The 19,011-nt window shown below is 70.3% G+C and carries 18 protein-coding genes; 11 read left to right on the top strand and 7 right to left on the bottom strand.

Features of this window, described 5'->3' with window-relative positions; all coding sequences use genetic code 11:
• The first annotated feature begins 72 nt into the window (after positions 1-72).
• The 4 genes from HMPREF2833_RS06590 to HMPREF2833_RS06605 all read left to right on the top strand — a co-directional run bounded on the left by HMPREF2833_RS06590 (position 73) and on the right by HMPREF2833_RS06605 (position 4,427).
• A complete protein-coding gene (locus tag HMPREF2833_RS06590) occupies positions 73-1,296 on the top strand; it encodes a thiolase family protein (RefSeq protein ID WP_039101615.1) in 1,224 nt (407 codons plus the stop codon).
• 154 nt (positions 1,297-1,450) lie between these two features.
• On the top strand, positions 1,451-2,254 hold the full coding sequence (locus HMPREF2833_RS06595) for an enoyl-CoA hydratase/isomerase family protein (protein WP_047979442.1): 804 nt from the start codon (positions 1,451-1,453) through the stop codon (positions 2,252-2,254).
• Positions 2,251-3,117, top strand: a complete 867-nt coding sequence (locus HMPREF2833_RS06600; protein ID WP_019309857.1) for a 3-hydroxyacyl-CoA dehydrogenase family protein — start codon at positions 2,251-2,253, stop codon at positions 3,115-3,117. The genes HMPREF2833_RS06595 and HMPREF2833_RS06600 overlap by 4 nt, the downstream gene beginning before the upstream one ends.
• A 536-nt stretch (positions 3,118-3,653) precedes the next feature.
• A complete protein-coding gene (locus tag HMPREF2833_RS06605; protein ID WP_070637028.1) occupies positions 3,654-4,427 on the top strand; it encodes a hypothetical protein in 774 nt (257 codons plus the stop codon).
• 129 nt (positions 4,428-4,556) lie between these two features.
• Here HMPREF2833_RS06605 and rraA read toward each other — a convergent pair whose 3' ends face one another.
• Both rraA and HMPREF2833_RS06615 read right to left on the bottom strand, forming a co-directional pair.
• Complete coding sequence (gene rraA, locus HMPREF2833_RS06610) at positions 4,557-5,024, bottom strand: ribonuclease E activity regulator RraA (protein WP_019309855.1); 468 nt, start codon at positions 5,022-5,024, stop codon at positions 4,557-4,559.
• Between the two features lie 146 nt (positions 5,025-5,170).
• On the bottom strand, positions 5,171-6,928 hold the full coding sequence (locus HMPREF2833_RS06615) for a helix-turn-helix domain-containing protein (RefSeq protein WP_246829087.1): 1,758 nt from the start codon (positions 6,926-6,928) through the stop codon (positions 5,171-5,173).
• 161 nt (positions 6,929-7,089) lie between these two features.
• On the opposite strand from HMPREF2833_RS06615, the gene aceA reads away from it, so the two are divergent.
• On the top strand, positions 7,090-8,376 hold the full coding sequence (gene aceA / locus HMPREF2833_RS06620; RefSeq protein ID WP_039101611.1) for an isocitrate lyase: 1,287 nt from the start codon (positions 7,090-7,092) through the stop codon (positions 8,374-8,376).
• Positions 8,377-8,663: 287 nt separating this feature from the next.
• Here aceA and HMPREF2833_RS06625 read toward each other — a convergent pair whose 3' ends face one another.
• Positions 8,664-9,149, bottom strand: a complete 486-nt coding sequence (locus tag HMPREF2833_RS06625) for a hotdog fold thioesterase (RefSeq protein ID WP_199717481.1) — start codon at positions 9,147-9,149, stop codon at positions 8,664-8,666.
• Positions 9,150-9,406: 257 nt separating this feature from the next.
• On the opposite strand from HMPREF2833_RS06625, the gene paaZ reads away from it, so the two are divergent.
• On the top strand, positions 9,407-11,521 hold the full coding sequence (gene paaZ / locus HMPREF2833_RS06630; RefSeq protein WP_070637029.1) for a phenylacetic acid degradation bifunctional protein PaaZ: 2,115 nt from the start codon (positions 9,407-9,409) through the stop codon (positions 11,519-11,521).
• A 139-nt stretch (positions 11,522-11,660) separates the two neighbouring features.
• Here the strand turns inward: paaZ and HMPREF2833_RS06635 are convergent, their stop codons facing one another.
• The 4 genes from HMPREF2833_RS06635 to HMPREF2833_RS06650 all read right to left on the bottom strand — a co-directional run bounded on the left by HMPREF2833_RS06635 (position 11,661) and on the right by HMPREF2833_RS06650 (position 14,595).
• A complete protein-coding gene (locus tag HMPREF2833_RS06635) occupies positions 11,661-12,074 on the bottom strand; it encodes a GNAT family N-acetyltransferase (RefSeq protein WP_070637030.1) in 414 nt (137 codons plus the stop codon).
• A 49-nt stretch (positions 12,075-12,123) separates the two neighbouring features.
• Positions 12,124-12,744, bottom strand: coding sequence for a TetR/AcrR family transcriptional regulator (locus HMPREF2833_RS06640; protein ID WP_070637031.1), 621 nt, complete (start codon positions 12,742-12,744; stop codon positions 12,124-12,126).
• A gap of 97 nt (positions 12,745-12,841) precedes the next feature.
• Positions 12,842-14,179 (bottom strand): phenylacetate--CoA ligase family protein, encoded by a 1,338-nt coding sequence (locus HMPREF2833_RS06645; protein WP_029603175.1) that lies wholly within the window; start codon positions 14,177-14,179, stop codon positions 12,842-12,844.
• Positions 14,180-14,184: 5 nt separating this feature from the next.
• A complete protein-coding gene (locus tag HMPREF2833_RS06650; protein ID WP_070637032.1) occupies positions 14,185-14,595 on the bottom strand; it encodes a PaaI family thioesterase in 411 nt (136 codons plus the stop codon).
• Positions 14,596-14,839: 244 nt separating this feature from the next.
• On the opposite strand from HMPREF2833_RS06650, the gene paaA reads away from it, so the two are divergent.
• Genes paaA through paaE form a run of 5 tightly spaced genes read left to right on the top strand, consistent with a single transcriptional unit; the run spans position 14,840 to position 18,813 of the window.
• A complete protein-coding gene (gene paaA, locus HMPREF2833_RS06655) occupies positions 14,840-15,892 on the top strand; it encodes a 1,2-phenylacetyl-CoA epoxidase subunit PaaA (protein WP_070637033.1) in 1,053 nt (350 codons plus the stop codon).
• Between the two features lie 2 nt (positions 15,893-15,894).
• The gene (paaB, locus tag HMPREF2833_RS06660; protein WP_012397288.1) at positions 15,895-16,191 is read left to right on the top strand and encodes a 1,2-phenylacetyl-CoA epoxidase subunit PaaB; all 297 of its coding nucleotides are present in this window, start codon (positions 15,895-15,897) and stop codon (positions 16,189-16,191) included.
• Positions 16,188-17,024, top strand: coding sequence for a 1,2-phenylacetyl-CoA epoxidase subunit PaaC (gene paaC, locus HMPREF2833_RS06665; RefSeq protein ID WP_012397287.1), 837 nt, complete (start codon positions 16,188-16,190; stop codon positions 17,022-17,024). Before paaB ends, paaC begins: the two co-directional genes overlap by 4 nt.
• A gap of 50 nt (positions 17,025-17,074) precedes the next feature.
• Entirely contained in the window at positions 17,075-17,611 is a 537-nt protein-coding gene (gene paaD, locus HMPREF2833_RS06670) for a 1,2-phenylacetyl-CoA epoxidase subunit PaaD (RefSeq protein WP_082019307.1), read from the top strand.
• Between the two features lie 2 nt (positions 17,612-17,613).
• The gene (gene paaE, locus HMPREF2833_RS06675; protein WP_070637035.1) at positions 17,614-18,813 is read left to right on the top strand and encodes a 1,2-phenylacetyl-CoA epoxidase subunit PaaE; all 1,200 of its coding nucleotides are present in this window, start codon (positions 17,614-17,616) and stop codon (positions 18,811-18,813) included.
• The last annotated feature ends 198 nt before the right edge of the window (positions 18,814-19,011 follow it).

Genomic DNA, 19,011 nt, shown 5'->3' on the forward strand with positions numbered 1-19,011 from the left:
TGACGTGGCTCACACGATCGGGGAACCTGAACTAGAACGAACGGTCAGTTATTGCGCCCCTGAGGAGATGCCATGTCCGAGATGCCCCACGCCTTTCTCGTCGGAGGAGCCCGCACTCCCGTGGGCCGCTACGGAGGGGCCCTCTCCTCGGTGCGTCCGGACGACCTCGCCGCCCTGTGCATCCGCTCCGTGGTGGAGGACTCCGGGATCGACCCCTCCCTGGTGGACGAGGTCATCCTGGGCAACGCCAACGGCGCCGGTGAGGAGAACCGCAACGTGGCCCGCATGGCGTGGCTGCTCAACGGCTACCCGGACACCGTTCCCGGGATCACCGTGAACCGGCTGTGCGCCTCGGGCATGTCCGCGATCACGATCGCCTCGCAGATGGTCAAGTCCGGTGCTGCGGACATCGTGGTGGCCGGCGGCGTGGAGTCCATGTCCCGCGCCCCGTGGGTCATGGAGAAGCCCACCACCGCGTTCGCCAAGCCCGGCGAGGTCTACGACACCTCGATCGGCTGGCGCTTCCCCAATCCCGCGTTCGTGGACGGCCCGCTCTCCCGGGACGGCAAGATGACCTACTCCATGCCGGAGACCGCGGAGGAGGTCGCCCGCGTGGACGGCATCTCCCGCGAGGACGCGGACGAGTTCGCGGCGGAGTCCCACCGCAAGGCGCTCGCGGCCATCGCGGCGGGGCACTTCACGGACGAGATCGTCCCCGTGGAGGTCAGGGGCCGCAAGGGTGCGGTCACCGTGGTGGACACGGACGAGGGCCCCCGCGAGGGCTCCACCACCGAGGTGCTCGCCAAGCTGCGCCCCGTGGTGAAGGGCGGCTCCGTGGTCACCGCCGGCAACTCGTCCTCGCTCAACGACGGCGCCTCCGCCGTGATCGTGGCCAGCGAGCGCGCCGTGACCAAGTACGGTCTCACCGCCCGGGCCCGGGTGGTGGACGGCGCCTCCGCCGGTCTCGCGCCCGAGATCATGGGCCTGGGCCCGGTGCCCGCGTCCGAGAAGGTCCTCGAGCGCGCGGGCTGGTCCGTGGGGGACCTCGGCTCCGTGGAGATCAACGAGGCCTTCGCCACGCAGTCCCTCGGCTCCATCCGCCGCCTCGGCCTGGATCCCGAGATCGTCAACCGGGACGGCGGCGCCATTGCCCTCGGTCACCCGCTGGGCTCCTCCGGCTCGCGCATCGTGATCACCCTGATGGGCCGCATGGAGCGCGAGCGCACCGCCAAGGGCCTGGCCACCATGTGCATTGGCGTGGGCCAGGGCGCCGCCCTGCTGATCGAGCGGGTGTGATCCGGCCGTGACGGACACGAACACCACGCACGACGACGCCGCACACGACCCCCGCGCGGGCGGCACCGCCGCGGCGTCGTCCTCGGAGAACGGGAACACGGCGGGGGCCGCCGCCCCCGGCACCACGGCCACCGGCGGCTCACCCGCGGCAGCCATCGCGGAGGAGCAGGCAGCGGGCGGAACGCCCGCGTGGGCCGCGGACTTCGAGGCGCTGCGCGTGAGCGAGCGCCCGGACCGCCTGCACGTGGCCCTGGACCGCCCGGACGTGCGCAACGCGATCGACCAGGTCATGGTGGACGAGCTGCACACGGTGTGCGGGCACCTGGAGCGCGAGCCGAAGATCATGGTGCTCAGCGGCACCCGCGTGAACGGCAAGGGGATCTTCGCCTCCGGTGCGGACATCGCCCAGCTGCGCGAGCGGCGTCGTGAGGACGCCCTGCGCGGGGTGAACTCGCAGATCTTCGACCGGATCGCCAAGCTGCCCATGCCCGTGGTCGCGGCCCTGGACGGCTACGCCCTGGGTGGCGGCGCGGAGCTCGCGTGGGCCGCGGACTTCCGGATCGGCACGCCGCGCCTGAAGGTGGGCCAGCCGGAGACCGGGCTGGGCATCATCGCGGCGGCCGGCGCCCTGTGGCGGCTCAAGGAGCTCGCGGGGGAGGCCCTGGCCAAGGACATCCTGATGGCCGGCCGCATCCTCTCCGCGGACGAGGCCCTGGAGGCCCGCCTGATCACCGAGATCCACGAGCCGGACGAGCTGCTGACCGCCGCGGACGCGCTCGCGGACCGGATCGCCGCGCAGGACCCGCTGGCCGTGCGGATCTCCAAGCGGGTGTTCGCCATGCCGCGCGAGGCGCACCCCCACGTGGACGAGCTCGCGCAGGCCGTCCTGTTCGAGTCGCAGGCCAAGTTCGACCGCATGCAAGCGTTCCTGGACCGCAAGAAGGAGCCCAAGAAATGACTGAGAAGACCGAGTCCGCTGTTCCCGCCACCGTGGGTGTGCTGGGTGGTGGCCGCATGGGCGCGGGCATCGCGCACGCGTTCCTGATCGCAGGATCCCGCGTGACCGTGGTGGAGGTGGACGCCCCCGCCGCGGAGGCGGCGAAGGAGCGCGTGGAGTCCGACCTCGCCAAGTCCCTGGAGCGCGGGAAGATCGACGGCAACCTGGACGTGTGGACCGAGAACTTCGCGGTGAGCGTGGACTACGCGGACTTCGCACAGTGCGAGCTGGTGGTCGAGGCGGTTCCCGAGATCTGGGACCTCAAGGTCTCCTCCCTGCAGAACGTGGAGGCCAACCTGCGCGAGGACGCGTGGCTCGCCTCCAACACCTCGTCCCTGTCGATCGACGGGCTCGCCGCCGAGCTGCAGCGCCCCGAGCGCTTCTGCGGCATGCACTTCTTCAACCCGGTCCCGGCCTCCAAGCTCGTGGAGATCGTGGTGGGCGAGCGCACCGGGCAGGCCATGCAGGATCTCACCGCGCAGTGGGTCGCGGGTCTCGGAAAGACCCCCGTGACCGTCAAGGACGCCCCCGGTTTCGCGTCCTCCCGCCTGGGAGTGGCGCTGGGCCTGGAAGCCATCCGCATGGTCGAGGAGGGCGTGGCCTCCCCCGAGGACATCGACAACGCCATGGTGCTGGGCTACAAGCACCCCGTGGGTCCGCTCGCGCTCACGGACATCGTGGGTCTGGACGTCCGGCTGGGGATCGCCGAGTACCTGGAGAAGGAGCTCGGACCCCGCTTCGCTCCCCCGCAGCTCATGCGGGACATGGTGGAGCGCGGTGAACTGGGCAAGAAGTCCGGGAAGGGCTTCTACGACTACTCCTGACACCGCGCGCACCGTCCGAGCACGTCAGAGAGGTGCTCTGCACTGCAGCCCGCCACCCGGAGTTTCCGGGTGGCGGGCATTTTCCTGTCACGATTCGATCACAAACGGTTGCACACGCAAATCTCGTGCTTCAGGGTGGAGCGTGTCCCACCTGAAGGATCCGGGCCCCCACCCGGAGGGGAGAAAGGGGCCGGCGCCGGTGTTGGGAACCGGCGCGGGGAGATGGGGAGAGAACCGGGGTTGGGACCCGGAGGGGAGGAAGACGAGCGGCTCGCACAGCAGTGTGTGGGCCGCTCGTTCTCGTTCCCGGGCTGCCCACCTCCAGGGCCGCCCGCGCTGCGCCACCCACCAGGACACCCGAGCTGCAGGCCTTGGACTCCCGCCCGAGGGTGCCGGGACGATCGGGCGCGGGCGCACGGAGCAGGAGCGAGGCGGGCGACGGTCACGATTGCATCACAGGTGTTGCTATTGCAAACACCACGTCGCAGGGTGGAGGTGTTGGCAATCGCAGGTGATCCATCCGAAAGGTGAGAACCATGAACAGCCAGAAGCTCAAAATCGTGACCGCAGCCGCCGTGGCCGTCCCGCTCCTCGTGGGGTGCGGGCAGGGCGGGCAGTCCGCCGAGGCGAGCAGCCCGGCCGCGTCGCAGACCCAGGCCGCAACGGCGTCGTCCGCACCGGTCAGTCCCGCCGCCACGACCGGCGGGGGCGACGCCGCCGGCTCGCCCGCGGCCAGCGCCGCCCCCTCCGCGAGCGGAGCACCCGGCTCCGGTTCCGCCCTGCCGGCCGTGAAGGATCCGTGCGCCGGTGTCTGCGAGGAGACCGCCCGCGTGAAGGTCCAGCACCCCACGTTCGGTCCCATGGAGATCGTGTCCTACACGCTGACCACCGTGCCGGACACCGCCCCGCAGGGGAAGCGGCCCAGCTACGCCGTCTACCAGAACGGGCAGTCCGTGGGATACGCCTCCTCCCCGGAGAAGACCACCGCCGTCTCGTTCGGCGCCGAACCCATGATCGGCGACCAGCTGTGGGAGGTGGACCCCAAGAGTCCCGTGGACAAGTACGGCAACGTCTACTTCTCGGACAGCATGGGTGTCACCGTGATCAGCCCCACGGAGAAGGGCTACGACTCCCACGGCACGCTGCCCGGGTCGGAGAAGTCGCAGTACCCGTTCGAGCAGGCTGGCGTGACGATCGACGCCGCCGGGGAACCCACCGTGACTCAGAAGGTCGTGGGCTCGGACGGCGTTCTCACCGGGGAGACCGTGCAGTGGACGTGGAACGGGTCCGCGTTCGTGGCCCAGAAGTAGCGCTCACACCCCTGGCAGGCAACGCCTGACCAGCGACAGGAGAGGAGCGGCCCCGCTGCGGCGGGTCCGCTCCTCTCGTCTGCCGGATCCCCGGTGGCCGCCCCCTGCGCCTGCACGGGGACGCGCACCTCAGCGCTCCACGAGGATCCCGTCCTCGTCCGCCCACAGGGTCTTGCCGGGTCGGAAGGTCACGCCGCCGAAGTTCAGGATCACGTCCGTCTCCCCGAAGTCGTTGGGCGAGGACTTGCGGGGGTTGGTGCCCAGCGCCTTGACGCCGATCTCCAGGGTGCCGAGTTCCACACGGTCCCGCACGGGGGCGTTGATCACCAGCCCGGCCCAGCCGTTCTGCATGGCGGTGCGGGCCACGTTGTCCCCCAGCAGCGCGCAGTTCATGGAGCCCTGCCCGTCCACCACGAGCACCGCGCCCTCACCCGGGGTGGCCACCAGCTCCTTGACGTCCACGTTGGACTCGAAGCACCGCACCGTGCGGATGGGGCCGGTGAACTGGTGCACACCGCCCACCGAGATGAACTGGGTGGTCACGGACTGCAGCTCGTCACCGCGCTCGTCGTAGAGGTCGCACGTGGAGATGGTCATGGGACTGGCCTTTCGTCGCGGACGGGGCCGCGCGGCGTCGTCGCCCCCGGAGTGGCCCGGGTGCGATGGACCCGACGGCGCCCCGGAACGGAACACGCACGGGCCCGCGGACGGCAGGCTACGCGGCAGTAGGAATGTGATGGAGGTTACGCGAGGTCTTCGTCCAGTTCAACGGCGGGCGCGTGGCGCTGCAGGAACCGAAAGACCTCCGTCTCGTCCACTCCGGGGAACGCTCCGGCGGGCATGGCCGCGAGCATGTGGGTGGCCGGACGCGCCGAGGGCCAGGCCTGCCCCTCCCACTGGTCCGCGAGCGCCGGGGAGGGCTGCTGGCAGCACGCGGGGTCCGGGCACGTGGAGGTGCGCCGGTAGGAGGTGGCGCGGCCGCGGAACCACTTGACGTGCTCGTAGGGCACCCCGAAGGAGATGGAGAACTCGCCGTGCTCGGAGCCCTCCACGCGCGCCGAGCACCAGTACGTGCCGTGCGGGGTGTCCGTGTACTGGAAGTGGGACAGCAACCTGTTGGTGCCCGAGAACGCCTGGCGGGCGGAGAAGAACCGGCACGCGCGCTGACCCTCAACGGCTCCGCTGTGGTCCGTGGGGAACTGCAGGCCGTCGTTCTGCCACGCCTTGTGGATGATCCCGGAGGAGTGCACCTTCTCGAAGTGCGTGGGGATGTCGAAGTGGTGGGTCATCAGGTTGGTCATCCGGTGCGCGGCGGTCTCGTGGGACACCGCGAACGCGTCCCGGAGGTCGTCCACGGACAGCTCCCGCTGGGACTTGGCGCGGGCCAGCAGGTCCACCGCCGAGGCCTCAGGAATCATCAGCGCCGCGGCAAAGTAGTTGGTCTCAACGCGCTGCTCCAGGAACTCGCCGTAGTCCGCGGGCCGGCGGTGCTCCAGCAGGTGGTGCCCCACAGCCTGCAGCAGCACGGACCACGGAGAGCCCGCCCCCGCGGAGGTGGGCAGGTAGAACCGCCGGTTGCGCAGGTCCGTGACGGAGCGCGTGGAGTGCGGCAGGTCCGGAACCTGGTGGATCTCGAAGCCCACGTGCTCCACGAGCCGGGAGATGTGGTGCTCGGACAGCGGCCCGCCCGTGTGCTTGATCGCGGCCAGCAGCTCCGCGGCCATGGTCTCGATGCGCTCGAAGTAGTTGTTCACACCCTGCATCCGCGCGCGCAGCTGGGTGTTGGCGCGCCGGGCCTCCTCCGGGGTGGCGGCCTGCTCCTCCAGCCGCTGGCCGAGCTGCTGCTGCAGGGCGGCGAGCGCCTCGAGCGTCTCGGTGCTCATCCCCGGACCCACGCGCACGGTGGGCAGCCCGAGGGCCGCGTACATGGGCCCGCGCTGCACCCGCTCCACCTGGATCTCCAGCTCCATGCGGCGGGACGGCGCCTTGGACCCGAGCAGCTGCTCCACACCCATGTCCAGCGCACCGGCCAGGGCCGAGAGGGTGCTGAGCTTGGGCTCGCGCTTGCCGTTCTCGATCAGGGACAGCGCACTGGGTGCCATGCCCACGGTGCGCGCGAGCTCCTCCAGGGTGATCCGCAGTCGCTTGCGGCGGTACCGGATGCGGCGCCCCAGCACGATCGGGTCCGTGGGGTCCCCCGGCTCCTCCGGCGGCACCGGGGACGGCGTCCGTCCGCTCGCCCCGGTTCCCGCTCCGGCGCGTGAGCCCCGCAGGGCATCGCGGCCCCCGGAGGACGACGCCGCCGCGCCGGGTGCCGCGCGTTCGGCACCCCTGCCGTCCCGGCCAGTGGCGGCCGCCGAGGGGGTCCGCGACCCCGCGGTGCCGCGCGCGGCGGGGGCCCTCCGCCCGTCGGTGTCCGCGGGGGTGCGACCGGTTGTGGAGGGGGAGGGAGCGGCGTCGACGGTGCGGCGCCGCCTGCGGGGGCCTGTGGTCGGGGTCATACCCCGAGTTTAGAACCAATTTTCCCAGGCGTGAAGAAATGCGGTTCTTCACTCGCAAAACCCCTTTGCAGGGGTGCAGATCGCGGCAAAAGTAGAACTCATCAAGTTACCCGGGCGGAACTTCCCCGTACCGCCGGGACGACCGATCGAAGGAGACCGAGATGAGCAGCGAGAACAGCAACCTCCGCAGCGCCGCCGAGCTGGCCCGCGACTGGGAGGAGAACCCCCGCTGGGCGGGCGTGACCCGTGACTACGCCCCCGAGGAGGTCCTGCGTCTGCAGGGCTCCTTTCGAGAAGAGCACACCAACGCCCGGCGCGGCGCGGAGCGACTCTGGCACCTGCTCAACTCGGAGGATTACATCAATGCTCTGGGCGCTCTGACCGGCAACCAGGCGGTCCAGCAGGTCAAGGCCGGGCTCAAGGCCATCTACCTCTCCGGCTGGCAGGTGGCCGGTGACGCCAACCTGGCGGGCCAGACCTACCCGGACCAGTCCCTCTACCCCGCGAACTCCGTTCCGCAGGTGGTGCGCCGGATCAACAACGCGCTCAAGCGCGCGGACCAGATCGAGCACGCCGAGGACGTCCACACCGTGGAGAACTGGATGGCGCCGATCGTCGCGGACGCGGAGGCCGGCTTCGGCGGACCGCTCAACGCGTTCGAGCTCATGAAGTCCATGATCGATGCGGGCGCGGCCGGCGTGCACTGGGAGGACCAGCTGGCCTCCGAGAAGAAGTGCGGCCACCTGGGCGGCAAGGTGCTGATCCCCACCCAGCAGCATGTGCGCACCCTCAACGCGGCACGCCTGGCGGCGGACGTGGAGGACGTCCCCAGCATCATCATCGCCCGCACGGACGCCGAGGCCGCCACGCTGATCACCTCGGACGTGGACGAGCAGGACGCCGAGTTCATCACCGGCGAGCGCACCGCGGAGGGCTTCTACAAGGTCCGCAACGGCATCGAGCCCTGCATCGCCCGCGCCAAGGCGTACGCCCCGTACTCGGACCTCATCTGGATGGAGACCGGCACGCCCGACCTCGAGCTCGCCAAGCAGTTCGCGGAGGCCGTCCACGAGGAGTTCCCGGACCAGATGCTGGCGTACAACTGCTCGCCGTCCTTCAACTGGAAGAAGCACCTGGACGACGACACCATCGCCAAGTTCCAGCGCGAGCTCGCCGCCATGGGCTACCGCTTCCAGTTCATCACCCTGGCGGGCTTCCACGCCCTGAACTACTCCATGTTCGACCTGGCCCACGGCTACGCCCGCAACCAGATGAGCGCCTACGTGGACCTGCAGGAGCGCGAGTTCGCCGCCGAGGAGCGCGGCTACACCGCCACCAAGCACCAGCGCGAGGTGGGCACCGGCTACTTCGACCTGGTGTCCCAGGTGGTCAACCCGAACTCCTCGACCATCGCTCTCAAGGGCTCCACCGAGAGCGCCCAGTTCTGAGCCGCCCAGCGGCCACGGACTGAACCGGACCCGCGGGGGTCGCAGCAGGTCATTGGGGCCTTTGACTTCGCACCCCGACCCCCGCGTTCACCCCGTCCGCACCGAGGGGCTCCTCAGCCCTCCCGCGGACGACGAACCGCCCCGGCACCGCAACCCTGCGGCGCCGGGGCGGCTCTGTGCGTGCAGGCGCGCCGCCCCGGGCCGGCGGCGACGACCGGCTGCGGCCGGGAACTGCCCACGGTGACCCGCCGGCCGCCCCAGGTCCCGCGCGCACTCTGAGCCACAGCTCAGGAGCTCGGCGCGTCCTTGAGGAAGTTGGTGATCCGCACCGTGCACAGCCGGCGGCCGGTGTCGATGTGCGTGATGACCACCTCGTGGCTGGTCATGGTGCGGCCCAGGCGAATGGCCGTGGCCACCCCGCGCACACGGCCGCTCGTGGCGGAGGCGTGGTGGGTGGCGTTGATGTCCACACCCACGGCCACCTTGCCCATGGTGGAGCCGTGGATCACCGCGGCCCACGAGCCCAGCATCTCCCCGAGCGCCACGGACGCACCGCCGTGCAGCAGCCCCAGCGACTGCCGGTTGCCCTCCACGGGCATGGTGGCCACGATCCGCTCGGCGGACTGCTCCTCCACCTCCACGCCCATCTTCCGGTCCAGCTCGCCCAGCTCGATGCTCCAGGGGTCGAACGCCCTGCCCTTCTGCCCGTCCGACGACGCCGCGCGCCGCTCGTTCTCCACGCGTGCGTCCGCGGGGGTGGGGTCCTCGTGCATGTCTGCTCCTCGTGTCGTGGGGGCACGACGCCGTCCGGGTGCGCTCGCTGCGCACGGCGGCCGAGCGGCGTCGTGGGCCGGGCGGGCCCGTGCTGCCGCGGGCGGCGGCCCAGTGCGGTCCTGAACCGGCGGTCCCGTGGTGCCGTGAGGCGTGGGCCCGGGTGACGGCCATGGTGTGCCTGTGTGACCTAGGTTATCCTGGGGGCAATACTGACCGATCGTTCGGCTAACGGCCGCGACAGTCCGGAGGACCCCGCGTGAGCACCCAGAACCAGGCAACCGACACCTCGCAGCCGCAGATCCTGCCCAGCTTCGTCAAGGGTGAGTGGTGGCGCCCGGAGGACCCGCAGAAGGTCGCGGACGTGCGCAACGCCGCCACCGGCGAGCTCGTGGCGCGCGTGAGCACGGACGGGATCGACACCGCCGGTGCCGTCGAGTACGCCCGCACCGTGGGCCAGGCCTCCCTGGGGACCCTGCGGATCCACGACCGCGCGCTGATCCTCAAGCAGCTGGCCCAGTACCTCGGGGAGCACAAGGAGGAGCTGTACGAGATCTCCTACGCCACGGGTGCCACGGCCAAGGACCACCTGATCGACATCGACGGCGGCATCGGCACCCTGTTCACCTTCTCCTCCAAGGGCCGCCGCGAGCTGCCCAATGCGAACGTGATCGTGGACGGTGCCGTGGAGCAGCTCTCCCGGGACGGCTCGTTCCTGGGCGAGCACGTGTACACGCGGCTGCCCGGTGTGGCCGTGCAGATCAACGCGTTCAACTTCCCCGTGTGGGGCATGCTCGAGAAGTTCGCGCCCGCGTTCATCGCGGGAGTGCCCACCATCGTGAAGCCCGCGACCCCCACGGGGTACGTGACCGAGGCGTGCGTGCGGCTCATGCTGGACTCCGGGCTGCTGCCCGAGGGCTCCCTGCAGCTGGTCTCCGGCTCCGCCCGGGACCTGCTGGACCACCTGGACGCCCGCGACCACGTGGCGTTCACCGGATCCGCCGCCACCGCGCAGTCCCTGCGGGCGCACTCGAACGTCCAGGAGAAGGGCGTGCGCTTCACCGCGGAGACGGACTCCCTCAACGCCGCCATCATGGCGCCGGACGTCACTGAGGGCTCCCCCGAGTTCGAGGCGTTCGTGAAGTCCGTGGTCCTGGAGATCACCGCCAAGGCCGGGCAGAAGTGCACGGCCGTCCGCCGCGTGATCGTGCCCCAGGCCATCAAGCCCGCCGTGGTTGCCGCGTTGAAAGAGCGCGCCGCGCAGCGCGCCGTCGTGGGCGATCCCCGGAATCCCGCGACCACCGTGGGACCGCTCGCGTCCGAGGACCAGGCGTCCGAGGTGCTGCGCTCCGTGCGCACCCTGATCGACGCCGGCGCCACGGTGGAGCTGGGTGGACCCGAGGAGCTGTCCTCGGTGCCCCAGGACGGCGCGTTCTTCCCGGTCACCCTGCTCTCGTTCGACGACGCCCGCACCCCCGCCGTGCACGAGGTCGAGGCGTTCGGCCCGGTCACCTCCGTGCTCGGCTACTCGGGTGACGTGGCGGACGCCGTGGAGATCGCCGCCCTGGGTGGCGGTTCCCTGGTGGCCACCGTGTGCACCCACTCCCCCGAGCTCGCGGCGCAGTTCGCGTCCGGGATCGGTGCGCACCACGGGCGCGTGCTGTTCCTGGACCGCGACGACGCCAGGACCTCCACCGGTCACGGCTCGCCCGTGCCCCACCTGGTGCACGGCGGACCCGGCCGTGCCGGCGGTGGCGAGGAGCTGGGCGGCGTGCGCGCCGTGAAGCACTACATGCAGCGCACCGCCGTGCAGGGCTCCCCGGACCTGCTCACCGGGATCACCGGTCAGTGGCACTGGGGCGCCACCGCGAACACCGTGACCCGCGAGGACGTGGAGAACGGCACGGGCGAGCACCCCTTCCGCAAGTCCCTCCAAACCCTGCGGATCGGGGACCAGTTCGTCTCGGACCTGCGCACCGTGAAGCTTGAGGACATCCTGGAGTTCGCGGAGAAGACCGGGGACACGTTCTACGCGCACACGGACGAGGAGGCCGCCACGGCCAACCCGTTCTTCCCGCGCCGCGTGGCCCACGGCTACCTGCTGGTCTCCTGGGCCGCCGGACTGTTCGTGGAGCCCGCCCCGGGGCCCGTGCTCGCCAACTACGGGCTGGAGAACCTGCGCTTCATCACCCCGGTGACCTACGACGACGCCATCCGCGTGACCCTGACCGCCAAGAAGATCACCCCGCGTGTGACGGACGAGTACGGCGAAGTGGCGTGGGATGCCCGGCTGACCAACCAGAAGGACGAGATCGTGGCCACCTACGACGTCCTGACCCTGGTGGCCAAGCAGTGGCCCGTGCCGGAGGCCTGAGCCCCGGCGCAGGTTCCGCCGACACCCCGGACCGCACCTGAACGTTGAGGCCCCGCGACGACGCGTCGCGGGGCCTCGGTGTGTGCCGACGGCCGTCGCGCGTGCACTGCCGGGCAGCGTTCCTGGCGGGCTGGCCCGCTCAGCGCATGATCGCGAGCGTGGTGCAGCCCAGGTCCGCGGTGGGGCGGAAGCCCAGGGAGCGGTAGAGCTTCACCACGTGACGGTTCCAGAGGGGATCGTCCGTGGTGATGTAGACCTGGCGGATGTGCGCTGTCTCGGCCAGCACCTCGGTGAGCAGCGCGCGTCCGATGCCCTGGCGCTGGTGCGCCGGGTGCACCAGAAGGTCCTGGATGTAGGCAACCGTCACACCGTCGCCCACGACCCGGACCAGGCCCACCAGCTCCCCCGCGTCCCATGCGGAGATGACCAGCCACGCGTTGCGGATCATGGGCCCGAAGTCCTCGGGGCGCCGCGTGTAGGAGCTCCACCCCACGGCGTCGTACAGACCGATCAGCTCGGCGGGGTCGAAATCTCGGGAACGGGAGATGTCCATGAGCTCACCCTAGGCGGGTGCGGGCACCTGCCCTCGGTGGGAGCGCCGGCTACGCCCGCAGGCCCGCGAAGACCATGGTCACCACGGTCGCGGCCAGCTGGTCCACCGTCCCGGAGCGCCCGGGCTGGTACCAGTCCACGATCGAGTTGACCATCCCCAGCATGAGGCGCGGCGCGGACTTCCCGGAGATGTCCGAGCGCAGCTCGCCCAGCTCCTGGGCCTCACGCACCAGGTCCTCCAGGTTGCGGGTCAGGGTACGACGCCGCTGCAGCGCCGCCTCCTCGACCTCCGAGTTCCCGCGCAGCCGCAGCAGCAGCGTCACGTAGGGCATCTGCGCCACGAGCACCCGCACGGAGCCGTCGAGGATCCGCTCGAGCTTGACCACGGGACCGCTGTCGCTCGCGAGCACCTCCGCGAACACCGCCTCGAGGGCGTCCAGGGCGCGGTCCAGGGCCTGCCCCAGGATCTCCTCCTTGGACTCCACGTGGTGGTAGATCGCGGACTTGGAGATCCCCAGGTGCTTGGACAGCATCCCCATGGACGTGGCGTCGTAGCCGTAGCGGTTGAACACGTCCACGCACACGGCCAGCAGGGTCTCGCGGTCGTAGCCGGGACGGCCGCGCCGGGGTGCGGCAGCGGCGTCGTCGGCGGTGGTGCGTTCGGGGGACATGGGCGTGGGCCTCGATCTTCCGGGGGACGGGATGTTCAGGTTACCGGTTCGTCACCTGGCTCCCGCCCCCACGGAGGACCGGCGGCAGGGCGGAGAACTACTTGTCGCGACGGTCGTACACGCGGCGCAGCTTGCCCGAGGAGCGCTCCAGGGTACCGGGCTCCGCGATGTCGATGGCCGCGCTGGAGCCGATTTTGGTCTTGATCTCGTGCTGCAGCACGCGCCCGGCCTCCTGGGCCTCCTCCACCGTGGCGTCCTCGCGGCGCTCGATGTGGATGGTCATCTGGTCCATGCGGTGAGGCCGGGTGATCTCCAGCGTGAAGTGCGGGGACAGCGCCGGGATCTTCAGCGCGAGCTCCTCGATCTGGGACGGGAACAGGTTCACGCCGCGCAGGATGATCATGTCGTCCGAACGCCCCGTGATGCGGCCCATGCGGCGGTGCCCGGGGCGCGCGGTGCCCGGGAGCAGGCGGGTGAGGTCGTGGGTGCGGTAGCGGATGATCGGCAGCGCCTGCTTGGTCAGCGCTGTGAACACCAGCTCACCGGGGCGGCCCGTGGGCAGCACGGTGTCGTCGAACGGGTCGATGATCTCCGGGCGGAAGTGGTCCTCCCAGATGTGCGAGCCGTCCTTGGTCTCGAAGGACTCGCCGGCCACGCCGGGGCCCATGACCTCGGACAGCCCGTAGATGTCGCACGCGGTGATGTCGAAGGTCTTCTCGATCTCGTGGCGCATCTCCTCGGTCCACGGCTCCGCGCCCAGCACGGCGTGCTTGAGGGACGTCTCCCGCGGGTCGAAGCCCAGCTTGCGGAACCCGTCCGCGATCGTGAGCAGGTAGGTGGGCGTGGAGAGGATGGCCTCGGGCTCGAAGTCCCGGATCAGCTGCACCTGCTTCTCGGTCTGCCCGCCGGACATCGGGATCACCGCGCACCCCAGGCGCTCGGCGCCGTAGTGGGCGCCCAGGCCGCCGGTGAACAGGCCGTAGCCGTACGCGTTGTGCACCTTGTCCCCGGGCTTGATCCCGGACATCCGGAAGCAGCGGGCCACCAGGGAGCCCCACGTGAGGAGGTCCTCCTCGGTGTAGGCCACCACGGTGGGCTGACCGGTGGTGCCCGAGGACGCGTGGATCCGGCGGATCTCGGACATGGGCGTGGCGAAGGACTTGAACGGGTAGGCCTTCCGCAGGAACTCCTTGTCCGTGTACGGGAACTTGGCCAGGTCCTCCAGATCGCGGAAGTCGTCCGGGTGCACACCGTGCTCGTCGAAGAGCTCTTTGTACGCGGGGACGTTCTCGTACGCGTAGTGCAGAGTCCAGTTCAGCCGCTCGGTCTGCAGGGCCTCGATCTGGTCCCGGCTCATCAGCTCCTCCGGATCCGGCTGGGACGGATCCTGGGAGGCCTCGGGGCGGTACGGGTTGGGGACGGAGCACGACGTCATGGGATTCACGCTTTCTGGCGAAGGGGCACGGTGCGGCTGCGGCCGCGGAACTGGGCGATCACGTCCCCGTCCTGGGTGGTGACGGTGATGTCGCACAGGCCGCTGCGTCCGGTGGTGGCGATCTGGCGGCCCTCCGCCACCAGGGTCTGCCCGGGCTGTGCGGAGCTGAGGAAGTTGATGTCCACACCCTGCGCCACCGTCATGGAGGTGCCGTCAGGGTCGGGGTCGTTGCAGGTCATGGCGAAGCAGGAGTCGGCCAGGGCGAAGATCATGCCGCCGTGGGCGATCCCGAAGCCGTTGAGCATCTCGTCACGCACAACCATGGAGATCACGCAGTGGCCAGGGTCAGCACGCTGCACGGTGATGCCCAGCCACTCGGAGGCGCGATCCCCCGTGAGCACCGGATGATGTGGCACCGGGGAGCTCCTTCCGATTTTCAGAACGATCGGTCAGTAGACAACCGCGAATTGTGACGTGTGTCAACAAGTCTGCGCTCCGTTGCAGCGCCGCCACCGTTGACGCACCCCCTGACCGAGGGCGAAAAATGTGTTGACGGCCACACCGGGGGTCTATATTCTGAACGAGCGGTCAGTTATTATCGTCGGTAGCGTACAGAGTTCATCCTCCGCTCCCATCTCACCCGTGAACCGAGGACACACCATGACTGAGCAGACCACCACTGCGGACCAGGCGGCCACCACCGCCGAGCAGCAGCACTTCGACCACCTCATCAGCGAGGACTCCCGCGTGGAGCCCCGCGACTGGATGCCCGAGGCCTACCGGAAGAGCCTGACCCGCCAGGTCTCCCAGCACGCGCACTCCGAGATCATCGGCATGCAGCCGGAGGCCAACTGGATCACCCGCGCCCCGAGCCTCAAGCGCAAGGCCGTGCTGATGGCCAAGGTCCAGGACGAGGCCGGCCACGGGCTGTACCTCTACTCCGCCGCGGAGACCCTGGGCACCCCGCGCTCCGTGCTCAACGAGCAGCTGCTCAGCGGCAAGGCCAAGTACTCCTCGATCTTCAACTACCCGGCCCGCACGTGGGCCGACATGGGTGCGATCGGCTGGCTCGTGGACGGCGCCGCGATCTGCAACCAGGTCCCGCTGTGCCGCGCCTCCTACGGGCCGTACGGCCGCGCGATGGTGCGCATCTGCAAGGAGGAGTCCTTCCACCAGCGCCAGGGCTGGGAGATCCTCTACGAGCTCTCCCACGGCACCGAGGCCCAGAAGCAGATGGCGCAGGACGCCGTGAACCGCTTCTACGGCCCCGCTCTCCAGATGTTCGGCCCCCCGGACGCCGACTCCCCCAACTCCCAGCAGTCCATGGAGTGGAACATCAAGCGCTTCTCCAACGACGAGCTGCGCCAGCGCTTCGTGGACATGATCGTCCCGCAGGCCGAGGCCCTGGGCCTGACCCTGCCGGACCCGGACCTGAAGTGGAACGAGGAGCGCGGGCACTACGACTACGGCCAGCTGGACTGGAACGAGTTCATGTCCGTGATCAAGGGCTCCGGGCCCTGCAACGTCCAGCGCATGAAGCGCCGCCGCGAGGCGCACGCCAACGGCGCGTGGGTGCGCGAGGCCGCCGAGGCCTACGCCCAGCGGCAGGCCCGCGAGACCGCGGAGGCTGCGGCAGCGGCGTCGTCGGCCGAGGCGAACGAGGACTTCACCGTCATGGCGGGGCGCGGCTCCGCCGAGCTGATCGGAGCGTGAGCATGAGCGAGAACCAGAACGGCAACTGGCCCCTGTGGGAGGTCTTCGTGCGCTCCTCGCGCGGGCTGTCCCACGTGCACGCGGGCTCGCTGCACGCCCCGGACGCCACCATGGCCGTGCGCAACGCGCGTGACCTCTACACCCGGCGCAACGAGGGCACGAGCGTGTGGGTGGTCCCCGCAGACGCCATCACCGCCTCGGACCCGGACTCCAAGGGCGGCTACTTCGAGTCCGCGCAGGGCAAGAGCTACCGCCACGCCACGTACTACACCAAGAGCGAAGGGGTGAAGCACCTGTGAGCGCCTTCGCCTCCCACGACTCCGCCACCAAGCAGTCCGCGGGCGTCGCCATCACCGCCGAGGACATTGCGGAGACCGGCGGCAGGGCTCCCGAGGCCGTGGCCCAGTACGCGCTGCGGCTCGGCGACGACGCCCTGATGCTGTCCCAGCGTCTGGGCTGGTGGATCTCGCGGGCACCCGAGCTCGAGGAGGACATCGCGCTGGGCAACATCGCCCTGGACCTCATCGGCCACGCGCGCTTCCTGCTGACCTACGCGGGCTCCGCGTGGGGCAAGACCGAGGACGAGCTCGCGTACTTCCGCAACGAGGAGGAGTTCCGCTCCGTGCGCCTCGTGGAGCAGGAGAACGGGGACTTCGGCCAGACCATCGCGCGTCAGCTGCTGTTCTCCTTCTACCAGTACGAGCTCTACTCCGCGCTGCAGTCCTCCACGGACCAGACCCTGGCCGCGATCGCGGACAAGGCCCTCAAGGAGGTGGAGTACCACCAGGACCACGCGGCCCAGTGGATCCTCCGCCTGGGCCTCGGCACCGAGGAGTCCAAGCGGCGCATCCAGGACGGGCTCTACTACATGTGGCCCTACCTGGACGAGCTGTTCGCGGACGAGCCGCTGCACGACGAGCTCGAGGGCGTGGCCGTGCGCCCCTCCACGCTGCGCGAGCGGACCATGGACCGCGTGACCGCGCTGCTGGCCGAGGCCGAGCTCGAGGTCCCCAACGTGGCCCAGGCCCGGCTGTCCGCGGAGCCCCGCGACGGCGCCTACTCCGAGTACCGCGGGTACATCCTCGCCGAGATGCAGTGGCTCGCCCGCCAGCATCCCGGCGCCACGTGGTGAGTTCCGTGTTCTCCCGCGTTCCGCCCCGTTCCCTGCCGCCCACCGGTGGCGTGGCGCCCCGTGAAGTCCCCCTGGGGCCCTCGCGGCGCCCGGACGACCCGGCCGACGCCGCCCTGTGGGACGTCGCGGCCACCGTGTGCGACCCCGAGATCCCCGTGCTCACGCTCGAGGACCTCGGGGTGCTGCGGGACGCCGTGGCCGGGGAGGACGAGACGGTGGTGGTCATCACCCCCACCTACTCCGGGTGCCCCGCCATGGACACCATGGCCGCGGACCTCGAGGCGGCCGTGACCGCCGCCGGCTACGAGAACGTGCGCGTGGTGCAGGTGCTGCGCCCGGCGTGGACCACGGACTGGATGTCCGCCGAGGGCCGCGCCAAGCTCAACGAGTACGGCATCGCACCGCCCACCGGGCGCACTGCCGCCGGTCACAACTCCGGGCCCGTGCGGTTGAGCCTGGCCGTGAAGTGCCCGCGCTGCGAGTCCCTGCGCACCCACGAGATGACCCGCTTCGGGTCCACGTCCTGCAAGGCCCTGTGGGTCTGCGACGACTGCAAAGAACCCTTCGACTACTTCAAGGTGCACTGATCATGAGCGAAACCGCGGACACCTCCACGCTGGAGGACGCCACCGAAGCCAGCGCGGGCGGCGGCAAGCGCCGTGCCGTGTTCAACACCCTCACGGTCTCCGAGGTGCGCAAGCTGACCTCCGACTCCGTGGAGGTCACGTTCGACGTGCCCGAGGACCTCGTGGCGGACTACGACTACCTCCCGGGTCAGTACGTGGCCATCCGCGCGCAGATCAACGACCACGAGGTGCGCCGGTCCTACTCCATCTGCGCCGACCCCACCCCCGGTGAGATCCGCGTGGCCATCAAGAAGGACATGGGCGGCGTGTTCTCCACGTGGGCCAACGAGCAGCTGGCCGCCGGTGACACCCTGGACGTGATGAACCCGCAGGGCGCGTTCACCTCCAAGGTCAACATCACCTCCATGAACGATCCCGAGAAACTGGCCGAGAAGGAGGTGGCCAAGAAGCGCAACGTGCACCTGGTGGCCTTCGCCGCCGGTTCCGGGATCACCCCCATCATGGCGATCGCCCGCGCCCTGCTGCGCGCCTCGGACACCGCCCAGATGGACGTGATCTACGCGAACCGCTCCTCCATGGACGTGATGTTCGCCGAAGAGCTGGGTGACCTCAAGGACAAGTACCCCGCGCGCCTGGCCGTGCACCACGTGCTGTCCCGCGAGCAGCGGATCTCGCCGCTGATGTCCGGGCGGATCGACCACGACAAGCTCGAGGAGCTGCTGGACCGCGTGATCCAGGTGGACTCCGCGGACGAGTGGTTCCTGTGCGGCCCGTTCGAGCTCGTGCAGCTGTGCCGGGACGTCCTCAAGGAGCGAGGCGTGGACGAGTCCCGCGTCCGCTTCGAGCTGTTCACCACGGGCAAGCCCACCGCTCCCCAGGGCCAGCAGGGCCGCCCGGTCGTGGCGGACCCCAAGGGCGAGAACTACACAATCGTCTTCAACCTGGACGGCACCTCCGCCCAGGTGGAATCCCCCAAGTCCGCCGCGGAGACCGTGCTCAACGCCGCTCTGCGCGTGCGCCCGGACGTCCCCTTCGCGTGCGCGGGTGGGGTGTGCGGCACCTGCCGCGCCAAGGTCACCAAGGGCGAGTTCGAGATGGACGAGAACTTCGCGCTCGAGAAGGACGAGGTGGACGCCGGCTACGTGCTCACGTGCCAGACCCGCCCCACCTCGGACGAGCTGCGCGTGGACTTCGACGCCTGACCCACTCCCCTGACGACGACGCCGCGCTGGGCCCCAGGCGGCGTCGTCGCCGTACCTGCCGGCTCGCGTGGGGCGCGCACCGTGCGGACGCGGCGCGCATGCGGCGGCGCGGTGCCGGTGCGTGGGCCCGCTGAGTCGGAACGACGCCGCCCTGTCAGCCAGCGCCCACCGCACCCCGCCGAGACCCCAACCCCGAGG

It is taken from the genome of Kocuria sp. HMSC066H03, assembly GCF_001812045.1.
In the GTDB taxonomy this organism is placed as follows: Bacteria; Actinomycetota; Actinomycetes; order Actinomycetales; family Micrococcaceae; genus Kocuria; species Kocuria rhizophila.